This window comes from Halopiger aswanensis, from assembly GCF_003610195.1.
Taxonomy (GTDB): Archaea; Halobacteriota; Halobacteria; order Halobacteriales; family Natrialbaceae; genus Halopiger; species Halopiger aswanensis.
Genome location: NZ_RAPO01000001.1, coordinates 47,088 through 62,444 on the forward strand (window position 1 = coordinate 47,088; position 15,357 = coordinate 62,444).

14 protein-coding genes are annotated in these 15,357 nt (G+C 67.5%); 10 read left to right on the plus strand and 4 right to left on the minus strand.

Annotated features, from left to right (window positions below; genetic code table 11):
- On the plus strand, positions 1–255 hold the full coding sequence (locus ATJ93_RS00230) for an H/ACA ribonucleoprotein complex subunit GAR1 (protein ID WP_120242644.1): 255 nt from the start codon (positions 1–3) through the stop codon (positions 253–255).
- Between the two features lie 122 nt (positions 256–377).
- Positions 378–1,391 carry a presenilin family intramembrane aspartyl protease PSH gene (locus ATJ93_RS00235; protein WP_120242645.1) on the plus strand — a complete coding sequence of 338 codons (1,014 nt, stop codon included), beginning with the start codon at positions 378–380 and terminating at the stop codon, positions 1,389–1,391.
- Positions 1,392–1,424: 33 nt separating this feature from the next.
- Here the strand turns inward: ATJ93_RS00235 and ATJ93_RS00240 are convergent, their stop codons facing one another.
- A complete protein-coding gene (locus ATJ93_RS00240) occupies positions 1,425–2,114 on the minus strand; it encodes a DUF6517 family protein (protein WP_120242646.1) in 690 nt (229 codons plus the stop codon).
- A 105-nt stretch (positions 2,115–2,219) separates the two neighbouring features.
- Complete coding sequence (gene cysS, locus ATJ93_RS00245) at positions 2,220–3,716, minus strand: cysteine--tRNA ligase (protein ID WP_120242647.1); 1,497 nt, start codon at positions 3,714–3,716, stop codon at positions 2,220–2,222.
- 155 nt (positions 3,717–3,871) lie between these two features.
- Here cysS and ATJ93_RS00250 point away from each other — a divergent pair, with 155 nt between their 5' ends.
- The 3 genes from ATJ93_RS00250 to ATJ93_RS00260 all read left to right on the plus strand — a co-directional run bounded on the left by ATJ93_RS00250 (position 3,872) and on the right by ATJ93_RS00260 (position 9,452).
- Positions 3,872–4,213, plus strand: coding sequence for a DUF7344 domain-containing protein (locus ATJ93_RS00250; RefSeq protein WP_120242648.1), 342 nt, complete (start codon positions 3,872–3,874; stop codon positions 4,211–4,213).
- A 114-nt stretch (positions 4,214–4,327) separates the two neighbouring features.
- Entirely contained in the window at positions 4,328–7,348 is a 3,021-nt protein-coding gene (locus ATJ93_RS00255; protein ID WP_120242649.1) for a PAS domain-containing sensor histidine kinase, read from the plus strand.
- Between the two features lie 148 nt (positions 7,349–7,496).
- A complete protein-coding gene (locus ATJ93_RS00260; protein WP_120242650.1) occupies positions 7,497–9,452 on the plus strand; it encodes an MEDS domain-containing protein in 1,956 nt (651 codons plus the stop codon).
- A gap of 31 nt (positions 9,453–9,483) precedes the next feature.
- On the opposite strand, the gene ATJ93_RS00265 is transcribed toward ATJ93_RS00260, so the two are convergent.
- On the minus strand, positions 9,484–10,014 hold the full coding sequence (locus tag ATJ93_RS00265; RefSeq protein ID WP_120242651.1) for a DUF7523 family protein: 531 nt from the start codon (positions 10,012–10,014) through the stop codon (positions 9,484–9,486).
- Between the two features lie 130 nt (positions 10,015–10,144).
- Between ATJ93_RS00265 and ATJ93_RS00270 the strand changes: the two genes are divergently transcribed.
- The 5 genes from ATJ93_RS00270 (at position 10,145) to ATJ93_RS00290 (ending at position 13,946) form a co-directional block, all read left to right on the plus strand.
- Positions 10,145–10,480: a NifU family protein gene (locus ATJ93_RS00270; protein WP_120242652.1), complete on the plus strand. Its 336-nt coding sequence runs from the start codon at positions 10,145–10,147 to the stop codon at positions 10,478–10,480.
- A 74-nt stretch (positions 10,481–10,554) separates the two neighbouring features.
- The gene (locus ATJ93_RS00275) at positions 10,555–10,809 is read left to right on the plus strand and encodes a BolA family protein (RefSeq protein WP_120242653.1); all 255 of its coding nucleotides are present in this window, start codon (positions 10,555–10,557) and stop codon (positions 10,807–10,809) included.
- 90 nt (positions 10,810–10,899) lie between these two features.
- Positions 10,900–11,361: a PH domain-containing protein gene (locus ATJ93_RS00280; RefSeq protein WP_120242654.1), complete on the plus strand. Its 462-nt coding sequence runs from the start codon at positions 10,900–10,902 to the stop codon at positions 11,359–11,361.
- Positions 11,362–11,371: 10 nt separating this feature from the next.
- Positions 11,372–13,081: a PH domain-containing protein gene (locus tag ATJ93_RS00285; RefSeq protein ID WP_120242655.1), complete on the plus strand. Its 1,710-nt coding sequence runs from the start codon at positions 11,372–11,374 to the stop codon at positions 13,079–13,081.
- 154 nt (positions 13,082–13,235) lie between these two features.
- Positions 13,236–13,946 (plus strand): DUF4013 domain-containing protein, encoded by a 711-nt coding sequence (locus tag ATJ93_RS00290; RefSeq protein WP_245977517.1) that lies wholly within the window; start codon positions 13,236–13,238, stop codon positions 13,944–13,946.
- 214 nt (positions 13,947–14,160) lie between these two features.
- On the opposite strand, the gene ATJ93_RS00295 is transcribed toward ATJ93_RS00290, so the two are convergent.
- Positions 14,161–15,357 carry an ABC transporter ATP-binding protein gene (locus ATJ93_RS00295; protein WP_120242657.1) on the minus strand — a complete coding sequence of 399 codons (1,197 nt, stop codon included), beginning with the start codon at positions 15,355–15,357 and terminating at the stop codon, positions 14,161–14,163.

The following is a 15,357-nucleotide window of genomic DNA, read 5'->3' on the forward strand; positions in this document are numbered from 1 at the left end:
ATGCGCCGGATCGGATCGGTCGTCCGCACCGCCCAGGGGCTGGCCGTGCTGCGGGCGGACGACGCTGACGGCGACGACGCCGACACTGATGCCCACCGTGACGAGATCGGCACCACCGTTCTCGACGACAACCTCGAGGAAGTCGGCCGCGTCGTCGACGTCTTCGGGCCGGTCGATCGCCCCTACCTGGCGGTGACGCCGGACGACGACGTCCACCTGCCGTCGCTGGTCGGGTCGACGCTCTACGCTCGGTAGTCCCGGTAGCGGGCCACAGCGGACGACGTCCGTTCGCGGCCGTTTCCCGACGTTCCCAGACGTTCCCCGACGAGTATCCGTGTAACAAAAACACCATAGGACCCGGGGCCAAACGCCGCGCTATGAACGACGATCGAAAACGGGTTCTCGTGGCCGTCGGCGTGACGGTACTGCTCTTTCTCGGCGTCCAACTCGGTGCGCTGGCGCTGCTCGAGCCGTTCTACGAGTCCGAACGGCAGGCCGTCGACGACCCCACGAACCCGACTAACAGTATCGTCTACTTCGGCATCATCCTCGTCGCGACCGGATTCATGCTCGCGGCGTTCAAGTACGATCTGCAGGGACTCATCCGCGCGATGATCGTCGCCGTCAGCGTCATGCTCGCGTGGTACGTCTTAAGCGAGTTCGTACCCCCGGTCGTCACGGTCGGCTCGACGAACGCCCTCGCCGCGGCGGCCGCCGCCGGCGTCGGCGCGGCTCTCTACCTCTATCCGGAGTGGTACGTCATCGACGGCGCCGGCGTGTTGATCGGCGCCGGCGCCGCCGCCCTGTTCGGCATCAGTTTCGGACTCCTGCCGGCGCTGCTGTTGCTGACCGTGCTGGCGGTCTACGACGCCATCAGCGTCTACGGCACCGAACACATGCTCGACCTCGCCGAGGGCGTGATGGACCTCAAGATCCCCGTCGTCCTCGTCGTGCCGACGACGCTCTCGTACTCGTATCTCGCGCCCGATAGCAAAGCGGAGACGCTCGAGGACGGCGGGAGCGACGGCGCCTCCGATGCAGATAGCGAGGCGCAGGCCAGTGGCGATGCCAACGACGCTGACGAGGACCGAAACATCGACCGCGACGCCCTGTTCATCGGCCTCGGCGACGCCGTCATCCCCACGATCCTCGTCGTGAGCGCGGCCTTCTTCCTCGAGGCCGGAACGATCGCGGTCCCGCTCATCACGCTGAACTGGCCGGCGCTGGGCGCGCTGGTCGGGACGATCGCCGGGCTGCTCGTGCTGATGTACATGGTCCTCAAGGGCCGCGCGCACGCCGGCCTGCCGCTGCTCAACGGCGGTGCAATCGGGGGCTACCTGCTCGGCGCGCTCGCGAGCGGCCTGTCGATCGCGACCGCAGTCGGACTGTAAGGCGTCGCTTCTCACCTCGTTCTCCCGCAGCCGTCACGCCTCGCGGATATCGACGTCGACGTCATCGCCGTGCTCGAGGCCGCGGATCAGCGTATCGATCCGTTCGACCTCCGACGCCCGGTCGAACCCCCGCGCGTCGGGGTAGATGGCGACGACGACGAGGTGGTCGTCGCCGTGGTCGGGCTGCGAGACGTCCAGATAGACGTCGACGTCGTCGTACTCGCCGAACGTCGCCGTTCCCTCGAAGGTATCGACCGTGATCGCCGTTCCGAGCGTCTCGACCGTTCGCCGACCGATCGGTGCGTCGTCGACCGCGAGGTCGTCGTACCGGTGCTGGACCTCGAGCGCGATTTCCGCGCGGGACATGTGGCCGACGGGATTGAAGTCCTCGCCGGCGACGCTGACCTTCGGGGTTGTGACGACCCCGAAGACGCCGGTTTCGGTCTCCGTCTCGCCCTCGAGATCGGCCAGGGATGCGTCGATCGTCCGCGTGTACTCGCTGCCGTAGTTCGTCGCCTCGACGGTCTCGCCGGCGACGGTTTCGGTTTCGACGGTCTCGGCGGTGCCGCGGTACTCGTAGCCGACCTCGTCGGCGGCCGCGTCCGCGACGACGGCCGGCGACGCGGCGAACGTCGTCGCGCTCGCGAGGAACCGGTCGAGACAGCCGGCCGTCGCGCCGAGTCCGGTCGCCCCAACTGCCGCGACGAACAGCCGTCGGTTCATAGCGGAGCGACCACGCTGGGGCGGATAAGTGTCGCGTCGGTCTGCACGCGGTGACTCGCGGTCGAAAGCGCGAAAGCGGTCGAAAAATCAGCGGCGATCGGGACGCTACTCGCCCGACGGCAGTCGGTACGTCGGTCCCTCGTCCGTGTCCTGCACCTCGATGCCGAGCGCCTCGAGTTCGTCGCGCAGTTCGTCGGCGCGCTCGTAGTTGCCGTCCTCCCGTTCCTGTTCTCGGACCTCGAGCACGAGGTCGACGACGTCGCCGGCGAGTTCGGCCGTCCCCGACGTCTCGTCGGTGAAGGACAGGCCGAGGACGTCGCCCAGTTCCTCGAGCGTCTCGACGGCCTCGCGGAGCCCGCGGTAGTCGTACTCGTCGTTGTCCTCGACGTGGGCGTTGATCTCGCTCGCGATCTCGAGCAGCGCGGACTGGGCCTCGCGCGTGTTGAAGTCGTCGTTCATGGCCTCGACGAACGCCTCGCGGGCCTCGTCGACAGCGTCGCGGAACGCCGCGTCCTCGACTTTCGTCCGCGCGTCCGGCGAGTCGACCGCCTCGACGGCCGTCTCGTAGGCGCGCTCGAGGCGTTCCCAGCGCTCCTCGGCCTCGGCGATGGTCTCGTCGGAGTACAGTTGCTTGCTGTTGTAGGAGCCCGCGGTCAGGAAGGTTCGCAGGACGTTCGTGCCCCACTGCTCGACGGCATCTTCGACGGTGACGAAGTTGCCCAGACTCGAGGACATCTTCTCCTCGTCCATCTGGAACAGTTCGCAGTGGAGCCAGTACTTGGCGAACTGCCGGTCGGTCGCGGCCTCGGACTGGGCGATCTCGTTTTCGTGGTGCGGGAAGACGAGGTCGCGGCCGCCGACGTGGATGTCGAGCGTCTCGTCTAAGTGGGTCATGCTCATGGCCGAGCACTCGATGTGCCAGCCGGGACGGCCCTCGCCCCACGGCGACTCCCAGGTCTGGGACGTTTCGCAGGCCGCCTCGGCGGGCGCCGCGCCCTCGTGGCGGTGCTCCTCGATCGCGTCGGCGCCGACGCCGCCGGCCTTCCAGAGCGCGAAGTCCGCCGGGTGGCGCTTCTCGGATCGCTCGTCGGGGTCGCCTTGGGACTCGATCTCCTCGAGTTCCTGGTTCGAGAGCTTGCCGTACTCGTCGAACGCGGTGACGTCGAAGTAGACCGAGCCGTTGGACTCGTAGGCGTAGCCCTTCTCGACTAAGGTCTCGACGAGGTCGACGATCTCCGGGACGTGTTCGGAGACGCGGGGGTAGACCTCCGCGCGTCGGAGGTTCAGCGAGCGCATGTCCGCGAGCGTGCGCTCGATGTAGGTTTGGGCGACCTCGTCCTCGCTCTCGCCTAAGTCGTCCTCCCCGACGCGGGCGACGATCTTCTCGTTGATATCGGTGAAGTTCTCGACGTGACGCACGTCGTAGCCGAGGTACTCGAGCCAGCGGTGCATGACGTCGACGTGGACCCACGACCGCGCGTGGCCCAGGTGGGGCGGGTCCGAGACCGTCAGGCCACAGTAGTAGAGCAAGACGTTCTCCGGGTCCTGTGGCTCGAACGGCTCCCGTTCGCCCGTCAACGTGTTCGTCACGTGCAGGGTCATTACCGGCACTTCCCCCGGCTGAAAGTTAAGCGGTGTGATGCCCCGCGAACGTCCCGTTCGGGTCTCGCCGACCCGATCTGGCGACCCGGGCGACCGACCATTGGACGGATTTGCCAGAACCGCCTTTGACGGCCCCGCCGAAGCCGCGACCGACGATGGTCCGCAACGATTCCGACTCGGCGCTGCCCGTCTCGCTTCGCGCCCTCCGAGCCGATGAGACGCTCTCCTCCACAACCGAACCGGCCGCGCTCCGCCGACGGTCCCGTCTCCTTTCTCACCTCGAGTCCCGCGGGGGAACCGCACCCGTCTCCGCGCTCGTCGACGCACTGGCCGCCGAGGCGGACGCGCCGGCGCTCGAGCGGGACCGCGATCGACTCCGAATCCGACTCGTTCACGTCGACCTCCCGCGACTCGAGGCGAGGGGAGCCGTCGCCTCCGACGCGGGGGACGTCCGGCTCCTCGAGGCGCCGGACTGGTACCGGCCGACGGACGGCTGACCGCCGGCTGGGCCGGCGGTCCCGGCGCGATCGCGTGCACTCCCGGAGGCGATCGACTGTCGATCCGTGCCGACCGGCAGGAGATTTATTCCCGTCAGCGCCTACTAGGATGACATGCATACCCAATCGGACGCCACGGGCCCGGGGTTTTGGGGAGGGGCAGACGACGACGTGGCGCTCCAGCGATTTCGGACCCTCGTCGAGACCATCGACGACGGACTCTATCAACTCGACCGGGACGGCCGCTTCGTCGCGGTCAACGACGCCGTCGTTGAGACGACGGGCTATTCCCGCGACGAACTGCTCGGCGAACACGTCTCGCTTCTGCTCGACGGCGCCGATGTCGAGGCTATCGAGCGCGAACTGGCCACCGCCCTCGCCGGCGGGGGCGAGGGCGGGACCGCTGTCCCCCTCCCGACCTTCGAACTCGCGATCCGAACCGCCGACGGCGACGCGATCCCCTGCGAACTGCGGGTGTCGCCGATCACAGCGGACGGCGAACTGCAGGGGACCATCGGCGTCGCTCGAGACCTCGCGGAGACCAAAGAGCGGCTGCAGACGCTCGAGTCCGTACGGGCACCCGACGGACCGAACGTCGGCGTCGTCGTACTCGACGACGACCTCGAGGTCTCCTGGGTCGACGACACCGCCGCGGACTTTCTCGACCTCGACCGGGACGCGGTCGTCGGCCGGGACGGCCGAACGGTAGTCGAGGACACCATCGCGGACCGTCTCGCCGCGCCGGACCCGTTCGTCCGGAGCGTCCGCTCGACCTACGAGGAGGGCAGCTACCTCGATCGGTACGAGTGTCGCGTGACCGCCGACGACGGGCGGTCACGCTGGCTCGAGTACCAGAGTAAACCGATCGAATCGGGCGAATACGCCGGGGGTCGGATCGAGTGCTACTACGACATCACCGACCGGAAGCGCTCGGAGAACGATCTCCGGGAGAGCCGGGAGGCGTTCGAGTCGCTGGTCGACGCCGTCGAGGAGTACGCCATCTTCCGGCTTGACGCCGACGGCACCGTCATCAGCTGGAACGAGGGCGCAAAACAGATCAAGGGGTACGACGCCGACGAGATCATCGGCGAGCACTTCTCGAACTTCTACACGCAGGAGGACCGCGCGGCCGGCGTTCCCGAGCGGAACCTCGAGCGCGCCCTCGAGAACGGCTCCGTCGAGGACGAGGGGTGGCGCGTCCGCAACGACGGTTCGCGGTTCTGGGCGAACGTGACGATCACGCCGGTTCGGGACGCCGACGGGACTCACCACGGCTTCCTGAAAGTGACCCGCGATATGACGGACCGCTGGGAGCGCGAGCAGGAACTCGAGAGCGAACTCCAGCGGATCCTCGGCCGGGTCTCGGACGCCTTCTACGCGGTCGACGACGAGTTCCGCTTTACGCACGTCAACGACCGCGCCGCGGAGCTGCTCGAGCGCTCGGAGGACGACCTGCTCGGCGAGCGCCTCTGGGACGTCTTTCCCGATCTCAGGGACCTCGACGAGGTCTGGGACGCCTTCCACACGGCCATGGAAACCCAGGAGCCGACCAACTACGAACTCTACTACGATACGCTGGACTTCTGGGTAGAGGCGAGCCTCTACCCCTCCGAAACCGGTATCTCGGTGTACTTCCGCGACGTCACCGACCGCGTCCGGCGCGAGCGCGAACTCGAGCGGACCGAGCGGCGCTTCGAGGCGATCTTCGAGGACCCGAACATCCTCGTCGGCCTGCTCGAACCCGACGGGACGGTAATCGACATCAACGGGACGGCGATGGAGTACATCGATTCTGACCTCGCGGACGTGACCGGCGAACTGTTCTGGGAGACGCCGTGGTGGGGCGAAGGCGACGGCGTGCAGGACGACGTTCAGGAGTGGACCGAGCGGGCGGCCGCGGGCGAGTACGTGGACTTCGAGGCCGACCTCACGCGGCCGGACGGCAACTGGTATACCCTGAGCGGCTACTTCAGGCCGGTGACGAACGACGAGGGGGACGTCGTCTCGATCATCGTCTCGGACCGCGACGTTACCGAACGCAAGAAACGCGAGCGCGAACTCGAGGAGTCCGAGCAGCGCTACCGTACCTTAGCCGAGCACTTCCCGAACGGGATCGTCACCCTGTTCGACCACGACCTCGAGTACACGCTGGCGGCCGGCCAGGGCTTCGACAAGATCCCCGTCGTTCCCGACGACCTCGAAGGCGAGAACTTCTACGACGTCTGGCCCGAGGAGACCGTCGACGACCTCGAACCGGCGATCCTGGCCGCGCTCGAGGGCGAGCAGGAGGCGGTCGAACTCGAGTACGCGGGTCGCGAGTGGGTGCTCTACGCGGTGCCGATCACCGACACCCGCGGCGACGTCTTCGCCGGGGTGACGATGGCCCACGACATCACCGAGCGCAAGAAGTACCAGCGGCAACTCGAGGAAACGATCGCGCAACTCGAGGAGTCGAACGAACGCCTCGAACAGTTCGCGTACGCCGCCTCCCACGACCTCCAGGAACCGCTGCGGATGGTCTCGAGCTACCTGCAACTCATCGAGAGCCGCTACGCCGACGCGCTCGACGAGGACGGCGAGGAGTTCCTCGAGTTCGCGGTCGACGGCGCCGAGCGCATGCGCGACATGATCGAGGGGCTGCTCGCGTACTCGCGGGTCGAAACGCAGGGGGCCCCGCTCGAACCGATCGCCCTCGAGCCGATCCTCGAGGACGTGCTCGAGGACCTGCAACTCCAGATCGAGGAGACCGACGCCGAGATCGCGGTCGATTCGCTGCCCCGCGTCGAGGGCGACGCCAGCCAGTTGCGCCAGGTGTTCCAGAACCTGCTCTCGAACGCCCTCGAGTACAGCGGCGACGCGCCGCCGCGGGTCCGCGTCGACGCCGAACGGCGCGGCGATCGGTGGCAGATTTCGGTCGCCGACGACGGGATCGGTATCGACGCCGACGAGCAGGAGGCCGTCTTCGACGTGTTCAAACGGCTCCACAGCCGGGACGAACACCCCGGCACCGGGATCGGGCTGGCGCTGTGCCAGCGGATCGTCGAGCGCCACGGCGGCGACATCTGGGTCGACTCCGAGCCGGGCGAGGGGTCGACGTTCTCGTTTACGCTGCCCGCCGTCGACGACCGGGAGTGAGCCGCTCCCTCTCGAGCCGATCGCGATCGAACCGTCATTCCGTCGCTCGAGGCTCGAGCCGTCCGATTCTACACGATCGTTCGTGTTCCGACCGGCGCCCTTTTCCCTTCCCACCCGCTTGAATGGATAGCCGCGCTCTCCGATCTCAATGAGTAAGACAAATTCCTCCCCCGCCGACGACGTACTCGACCTCGAGCGCCCGCTGAACGCCCTTGCGACGAGCCCGGATTTTCGCGGCCCCGTCGAACAGGTCGAGGGCGAGTTCTGTAACGATCACTTCGCGCTGATCTACGACTCTCCCGACGACCAGTTCGCCGCCGTCGTCCCCTTCCTCCGACAGGGCCTCGAGCGCGGCGAGCGGTGCGTCTACGTCACGGACGAGGATTCGGTGGACGCCGTTCGGACGGCGCTTCGCGACGGCGGAATCGACGTCGACGCCGCCGTCGCGTCAGGGGCGCTGGTCATCGAGACGTTCCAGGACACCTATCTCAGGAACGGCTCGTTCGACGTCGACGAGATGATGTCGTTCTACGGCGACGTCATCGACGAGACCGTCGCCGAGTACGAGGGCTTTCGCCTGGCGGCCGAGATGTCCTGGATCCTCGAGAGCGACGTCGCGATCGAGGAGACGATGGCCTACGAGAGCAAGGTCAACGCACTCTTCGACGACGAGGACGCGGTCGCGGTCTGTCAGTACGATCGCAACCGGTTCCCGCCGGAGATCATCCGCGACGTCGTCCGGGTCCACCCGCACCTCATCTACGACGACACCGTCTGTCACAACTTCTACTACACGCCGCCCGAGGAGTTCTGCGGCCCGAACCAGCCGGCCCACGAACTCGACCGGATGCTGGGCACGCTGCGCGAGCGGACCGAGGCGAAAGCCGAACTGCAGGAGCGAAAGGAGTACCAGCAGCGCCAGAACGAGATCATCGCCGACCCCGACCGTTCGTTCGAGGAAAAGCTCGACGCGCTGTTCGAGTTGGGCTGCGAGCGGTTCGACCTCGATCTCGGCGGCATGGCCCAGGTCGATCCCGACGACGACCGATTCGAAATCGAGTACGTCAGCGACGATCACGAGCGCTTCGAATCCGGCGTCGAGCTGCCGCTGTCGGAGACCTTCTGCGCCCTCCCGGCGGAGACGAAAGCGGTCGCGAGCGTCGCCGATCCCGAATCCGCGGGGTGCGACGACATCGTCGCCTACCGCGAACTCGGCGTCCGGTCGTACCTCGGCACGTACGTCGAGATCGACGGCGGACCCGATCGGACCATCGCGTTCGTCGGCGAGTCCACGCGCGACGAGGCCTTCTCCGAGGACGAATGCGAGTTCCTTCGCTCGATCGGCCAGTGGGTCACGTACGAACTCGAGCAACACGAGCGCGAGCGCGAACTCGAGCGCACGGTCGACCGCCTCGAGACCTCGAACGAACGCTTAGAGCAGTTCGCCTACGCCGCCTCCCACGACATGCAGGAACCGCTGCGGATGGTCTCGAGCTACCTGCAACTGATCGAGCGCCGCGACGACGATCTCTCCGCGGAAACGCGCGAGTACCTCGAGTACGCGGTCGACGGCGCCGAACGCATGCGCGCGATGATCGACGGCCTCCTACGATATTCGCGGGTCCAGTCCCGCGGCGGCCCGCTCGAACCGACCGACCTCGAGGCCGTCGTCGCGGACGTTCGCGACGACCTGCAACTCCGCCTCGAGGAAACCGACGCGGACCTGACGGTGGGCGACCTGCCTCGGGTCACGGGCGACGCCGAGCAACTCCGCCAACTGTTCCAGAACCTGTTGGATAACGCGCTCACGTATTCAGGGGACGAGCCGCCACGGATCGATATCGCGGCCGAACGCACCCCCGCCGGCGACGGGTGGACGATTTCGGTCCGCGACGAGGGGATCGGCATCCCGGCCGCCGAACAGGACCGGATCTTCGCTCTCTTCGACCGCCTCCACAGCCGCGACGAGTACGCCGGCACCGGGATCGGGCTGGCGCTCTGTCAGCGGATCGTCGAGCGCCACGGCGGGGCCATCCGCGTCGACTCGGAACCGGGCGACGGATCGACGTTCGCCGTTACGCTTCCGGCGGCGAGCGACGAGTAACGGACGACTTGCCGGATTCGGCGACAGCGATCTATTCGTCGGCCGTCGATACGACACCCTCGAGCGCGGCTTCGACCGCCCGCACGGCGTTTGCCCCCTCGAGTCGATCGACGACGAGCACCATGGTTCCCGCTTCCGCTCCGTCTCCTTCGGCGACGGCCGCCGCCGTCGGCGACACGTCCTCGAGTGCGAGTCGCTCGAGCGCGTGGGCCAGCGCGGCCGGATCCACGTCGCCGGTCGCGATGATCGCGGTCCGATCGCCGCCGGCAGACCCGAAGGCTGCGCCGCCGACGGCCAGCAGCGCGTCGCGGCTCGCAGCATCCTCGAGCGGGCCGATTCCGCTCTCCATGCGGACCTGCACGTCTCGGGACTCGGTCTCGTAGTCGGGCAACTCCTCGGCGTACCGGCGCAGCGCCGTCGCGATCGCGTCGGTGTCGCCGTCGACGCCGTCGGCTGCGAGGAAGCGAGCGGCGGCGGTGTAGTTGACGACGCCCGCGCGAAGCGCCGTCAGGAGGAACGGGTGGTCGGCGACGGCCCGGCGCGTCTCGGCTGCCAGTGACATATCGGGAGCGCGTCCCGGATCGGCATAAAGTCGCCGCCATTCGCGATGGTCGTCTGGCTCGGCATCTCGAACATGGGCGTCGGCCACGAACACGAACAGGGCTAAACCCCTGCGTCCCCTCGAGAACGGTATGACCGCGTCCGAACCGGATCACCCCGCTTCCACTACCGAGGACGACGTTCGGGAGGCCGTCTCCCTGTTCCTCCGGCGGAACTTCCCACAGATCGAAATGCACGGCGGTGACTCGTCGATCACCGAGGTCGACCTCGAGGAACGGCGCGTCGGGATCAACCTCACCGGCGCCTGCAGCGGCTGCGGCGTCAGTCCGATGACGACCCAGGCGATCCAGCGCCGGCTCCCCGACGAGATCGACGCGATCGATTCGGTCAGCGTCAGTACGGGACTCGACGGACTCTCCGAGCAGGGCGGATCGGGTCCGGACGTCCCGCCGGACGTGCCGTTCTGAGCCGGTGGATCGGGCCGCGACACTCTGGCGCCTCGACCGCACTCCTTTTGCCGCGAGCGTCCCTTCAACCCCCTATGAAGCCCGACGAGGTCGAGCAACTCATCGAATCGGAACTCGAGGACGCCGAGGCGACGGTCACGCACGCCCGCGACGAACACGACGAGGACCACCTCGCGGCGACGGTCGTCTCGCCCGCGTTCGAGGGCCTGCCGCTGGTGCAACAGCACCAGCAGGTCTACGACGCCCTCGACGACCACATGACGACCGACATCCACGCCCTCGAGCTGTCGACGTACACGCCCGAGGAGTACGAGGACGCCGAGGCCTAGGGCGGACGACCCGATTTCGGGCCGCCCGTCGCACGCCGCGCGACGAAACGCGACCCGCACGTTTATCCACCTCTGCTGATAGGATTGCGTATGGAAGCGCTCAACCCCCGAATTCGACTCCTCTGGATCGGACAGGGGCTCCTCGCGGCGATCGTCGTCGGTATCGCCCTCGCGGCCGTCGATCAGTTGTTCGTCGACGTCCCCACGGTCGCGATCGTCGGCGTCGCCGCCCTCATTCTCCTGCTCGGCGTCGCCTACGCCGTGCGGCTCTACCAGGTCTGGAAATTCGAACTGCAAGCGGACGCGCTCTACCTCGAGCGGGGCGTCGTCACGTTCGTCGAAACCGCGGTGCCGTTCGTCCGCGTCCAGCACGTCGACACGCAGTTCGGCCCCGTCGAGCGCGTGTTCGGCCTCTCGAGCGTGGTCGTCTATACCGCCGGCTCCCGGAACGCGGACGTCCGGATTCCGGGGCTGACGCCGGACCGCGCACGGGAGCTGCAGGACACCCTTCGCGAACTCGCCGTCGAGAGCGAGGCCGAGGACGCCGTCTAACATGTCCAGTATGAACCGCTTGCACCCGTTCAGTGCGGTCACGTACTCGCTCCGGTACGCATTCCTCGGACTCTGGCTCCCACTCTTCTTGGTGGGCGCGCTGGCCGGCGTCTTCGAGCCGATACAGGGAAGCTGGACGGCCGTCGCCGCGCCGCTCGGCTTCCTGCTCGGGCTCAGCTACGGCGTCGCGTACTACTACCGGTTCGGTTACCAGATAACCGAGGATACCGTCGACGTCGCCTCCGGCGTGTTCGCCCGCCGCTCTCGAGAGATTCCCTACGGCCGGATCCAGAACGTCGATATCCGCCAGGGCGTCGTCCAGCGCCTGCTCGGCGTCGCCGTCGTTTCGATCGAAACCGCCGGCGGGGGCGAGACCGAAGCGACGTTGTCCGTCGTCGGCGAGGACGAAGCGGATCGGCTGCAGGCGGAGATCCGCCGGCGTACTGCAAGCGTCAAGGATCGGCGGCAGGAGCGGGACCAGGATCGAGATCTCGCACCCGAGTCGGACGCGGACGTCGATCCCGGCTCCCAGCCCGACGCCGAATCCGGTCGTCCTCCCGCCGCCGAACCGGACGGTCCAGCCGGAGCCGACGCCGAATCGGACGCGGTCGCGCCGGACTCGAGTCCGGACACTGGCCAATCGCCCACCGAGTCGACGGCCCGGCCGAGCCCCCAACAGCGCCGCCAACGGCTGTTCGAACTCGCGGATTCGGAACTGCTGCTGTACGCCTTCACGACGTTCCGACCAGCCGCCGGCGCCGCCGGACTCTTCCTGTTTTTCTTCGCGACCGACGCGGTGCTCGAGGCCTTCCTCGCCGCCGCGGCACCGTTCGGCGGTCCGCAGGACCTCGCGTCCGGCGATGCGGGGAGCTACGGCATCCTGACGATCGTCTCGGGACTGATCAGTGTCGGCGTCACGTACCTCCTCAGCGTCGCGTACACGTTCGCGATGTACTACGGCTTCGAGCTCGGCCGCATCGGCGACGACTTCGTCTACGACCGCGGCCTGTTACAACGGTACAGCGGCTCGATCCCCGCGGAGAAGGTCCAGTCGGTCACGGTCACCGACAACCCGCTCCAGCGGCTGCTCGGCTACGCCGGGCTGTGGGTCGAGACCGCCGGCTACGGCCCCGACAGCGACGCCGGCAGCCAGTCGGCCGTCCCGCTGGCGGCCCGCGATCGGATCTATACGTTCACCGAGAACCTCACCGGCGTCGAGACGCCGTCGTTCGAGAGTCCGTCCCCGATCGCCCGCCGGCGCTATCTGGTGCGGTACTCGCTGATCGCCGCCGTGATCGTCGCCGTCGCCTTCGGCGTGTCGTACGCGACGCCGCTCGAGCGGTGGTACCTCGCCGCGGTGGTCTTCGTCGCGGTGCCGCCGGCGGCACACCTCCGGTACAAACATTTGGGCTACTTCGTCGGCGACGACCACCTCGTGATCCGCAGCGGGTTCTGGCGCCGGCGGACGACCGTGATCCCCTACTACCGGATTCAGACGGTCTCGACGCGACGCTCGATCTTCCAGCGCCGGCTCGGCCTCGCCTCGCTGGTCGTCGATACGGCCAGTTCCCGCTCGTTCGTCTGGTCGTCCTCGACGATTTACGACGTCGCGCTCGAGGACGCCCGCGACGTCCACGGGACAAGTCGCGACCACCTCCAGACGGCCCTGCGCGAGCGCAAGGCGGCCGACGACCTGGGCGTCTCCGTCGACTTTACGTGACCTCTTGACGGGTCTCCTTTCCGTCGCTACGCATCTGTCTCGAGACCCGAGCCGCCGATACGGTTGCGCCGCGCGGGGACCGCGACGTTTTTGCACCGACCGTTCCACTCGCCGTACATGACAAATGGCGCTACCGAGCGCGCCGGTGGTCGAAATGATTAGCGACGCGCTTCGGTATCCCGTCGCCGACGAGGTCGGGCGAGGGGCGTTGCTCAGGTGTCTGCTCGCCGTCGTCCTGCTCGTCGTCGGCCTGCGGTACGCGGCGGCGCTCGGTCCGCTAGTGGTTGGGCTCGTTCCGGCGGTCCTCGCGCTCGTCGGACTTCTCCTCCTCCTCGGGACGACCGCGATCCTCCTCGGGGAGCCCGCTCAGCGGGACTGGCCCGGCGTTCGAGGACTGCTTCGGCCCGGACTCGCAGCGCTCGCGTTGTCGATCGTGGGACTCGCCCCGCCGCTCGGCCTGCTGGCGCTGTCGGCGATGCAGTCGGTCGACAGCGGGGCACTCGAGGGCGGTGCGGGAGTGCTTACGCTCGTCTCGACGACGCTGCTGCTCTTTGCGCTGCTGGCGTGTGCGTACGCGTATCCGGCCGCGGTCGCCGCGAGCGTCTCGCACGGGCGGTTGCGCGCCGCCGCCGATACCGACATCGTCGTGCCGGTGCTCACCGACGCGACGTATCTCCTCCGCTGGATCGTCGGCTTTTCGCTCGTTCTGCTCGGCACGTGGTGCGCCCTCATGACCCTCCAGCGGGGCGACGCAGCGGGGATCCTCGCTGCGGCTGCCGCCGCGTACTTCCTCGTGGCTGGCGCTCGAGCGGTCGGCGTCGGCTACGCTGACGCGTCGGGGACCTCGGTCGCGGATTCGCGGTAAGAAACTGCCGTAGCGGTGGCTGCTTCGTTGGGCCTCGATTGCAATTCAAAGTAGAACGCGGAACTAGAACGCGGGGAACGAACGGTGCGAGCGAAAGCGACCGATCGCGTCGTACTCGAACGGCCAGCCAGTCGACAGTCGACCGTCGAACAGCGAACGGCGAACGGCGCCTCGTCAGACTCGAGTCAGATCGAGGCCAGTTTCGAACGGCGGATTAGACGTTCGGGATTCGCGGCTCGGTGTTCTCGACGCGGCGGTTGTGGACCGCTTCGCCGGTCCGCGCGTCGAAGAGGTGGATCGCGTCTTCGGGGATGTGGGCGACGACGCGGTCGCCGGAGTTGACCGTACTCATCCCGTCGATCGTTGCGATAATCGATTCGCGGTTGCCTTCCAGCAACTCGGTGTCAGTGTCGAGTTCCTCGTCGCCGAGCATGAGGTAGACGATGTTCTCGTCGCCGGTCGGTTCGACGACCGAGACCTGCGCGGCGACCTCGTGGCCGCCCGCCTGTCGTCCCTCGTCGCGCTCGATCTCGATGTCCTCCGGCCGAATGCCGAGGACGACGTCGCTGCGGCTGCCGATCGAAGTCGCGATATCGTTCGAGATCGGGTACTCGAGGTGTTCGCCGACGAGCGTGGCGCCGTCGGCCGTCTCGCGGACGTCGACGTCGAGGAAGTTCATCGACGGTTCGCCGATGAAGTTCGCGACGAACTGGTTGGCGGGCTCGTGGTAGCACTCCAGCGGCGTGCCGACCTGCTGGAGTTCGCCGTCGTTGAGGATCGCGATGCGATCGCCCATCGTCATCGCTTCCGTCTGGTCGTGCGTGACGTAGACCGTCGTCGTGCCGAGTTCCTCCTGGAGCTGCTGGAGCTCGGTCCGCATCTGCGCGCGGAGCTTCGCGTCTAAGTTCGACAGCGGCTCGTCCATCAGGAAGACCGACGGCTCGCGGACGATCGCGCGACCGAGCGCGACCCGCTGTTGCTGGCCGCCCGAGAGTTCGCCGGGCTTGCGGTCGAGCAGGTCGCCGATCCCCATCATCTCGGCGGCCTCCTCGACGCGATCGGAGATCTCGTCGTCCGAGAGCTCCGTCGACTCCTCGAGCCCGAAGGCCATGTTCTCCCGCACGGTCATGTGCGGGTACAGCGCGTAGGACTGGAACACCATCGCGATGTCCCGGTCTTTCGCGGGGATGTCGTTGATCACGCGGTCGTCGAGGCTGATCTGACCGTCCGAGATCGTCTCCAGCCCCGCGATCATTCGCAGCGTCGTCGACTTGCCACAGCCCGACGGGCCGACGAGAACGAGGAACTCCCCGTCCTCGATATCGATCGATACCTCGTCGACGGCAACGATATCGCTGCCGTCGTCGTCCGTGAAGACTTTCGTTACGTCGTCGAGTTTCGTTTCTGCCAT

Coding starts and splice junctions, on each gene's coding strand:
- ATJ93_RS00230 (WP_120242644.1), top strand. CDS start 1: ATGCGCCGGATCGGATCGGTCGTCCGCACCGCCCAGGGGCTGGCCGTG.
- ATJ93_RS00235 (WP_120242645.1), top strand. CDS start 378: ATGAACGACGATCGAAAACGGGTTCTCGTGGCCGTCGGCGTGACGGTA.
- ATJ93_RS00240 (WP_120242646.1), bottom strand. CDS start 2,114: ATGAACCGACGGCTGTTCGTCGCGGCAGTTGGGGCGACCGGACTCGGC.
- cysS (WP_120242647.1), bottom strand. CDS start 3,716: ATGACCCTGCACGTGACGAACACGTTGACGGGCGAACGGGAGCCGTTC.
- ATJ93_RS00250 (WP_120242648.1), top strand. CDS start 3,872: ATGGTCCGCAACGATTCCGACTCGGCGCTGCCCGTCTCGCTTCGCGCC.
- ATJ93_RS00255 (WP_120242649.1), top strand. CDS start 4,328: ATGCATACCCAATCGGACGCCACGGGCCCGGGGTTTTGGGGAGGGGCA.
- ATJ93_RS00260 (WP_120242650.1), top strand. CDS start 7,497: ATGAGTAAGACAAATTCCTCCCCCGCCGACGACGTACTCGACCTCGAG.
- ATJ93_RS00265 (WP_120242651.1), bottom strand. CDS start 10,014: ATGTCACTGGCAGCCGAGACGCGCCGGGCCGTCGCCGACCACCCGTTC.
- ATJ93_RS00270 (WP_120242652.1), top strand. CDS start 10,145: ATGACCGCGTCCGAACCGGATCACCCCGCTTCCACTACCGAGGACGAC.
- ATJ93_RS00275 (WP_120242653.1), top strand. CDS start 10,555: ATGAAGCCCGACGAGGTCGAGCAACTCATCGAATCGGAACTCGAGGAC.
- ATJ93_RS00280 (WP_120242654.1), top strand. CDS start 10,900: ATGGAAGCGCTCAACCCCCGAATTCGACTCCTCTGGATCGGACAGGGG.
- ATJ93_RS00285 (WP_120242655.1), top strand. CDS start 11,372: ATGAACCGCTTGCACCCGTTCAGTGCGGTCACGTACTCGCTCCGGTAC.
- ATJ93_RS00290 (WP_245977517.1), top strand. CDS start 13,236: ATGATTAGCGACGCGCTTCGGTATCCCGTCGCCGACGAGGTCGGGCGA.
- ATJ93_RS00295 (WP_120242657.1), bottom strand. CDS start 15,357: ATGGCAGAAACGAAACTCGACGACGTAACGAAAGTCTTCACGGACGAC.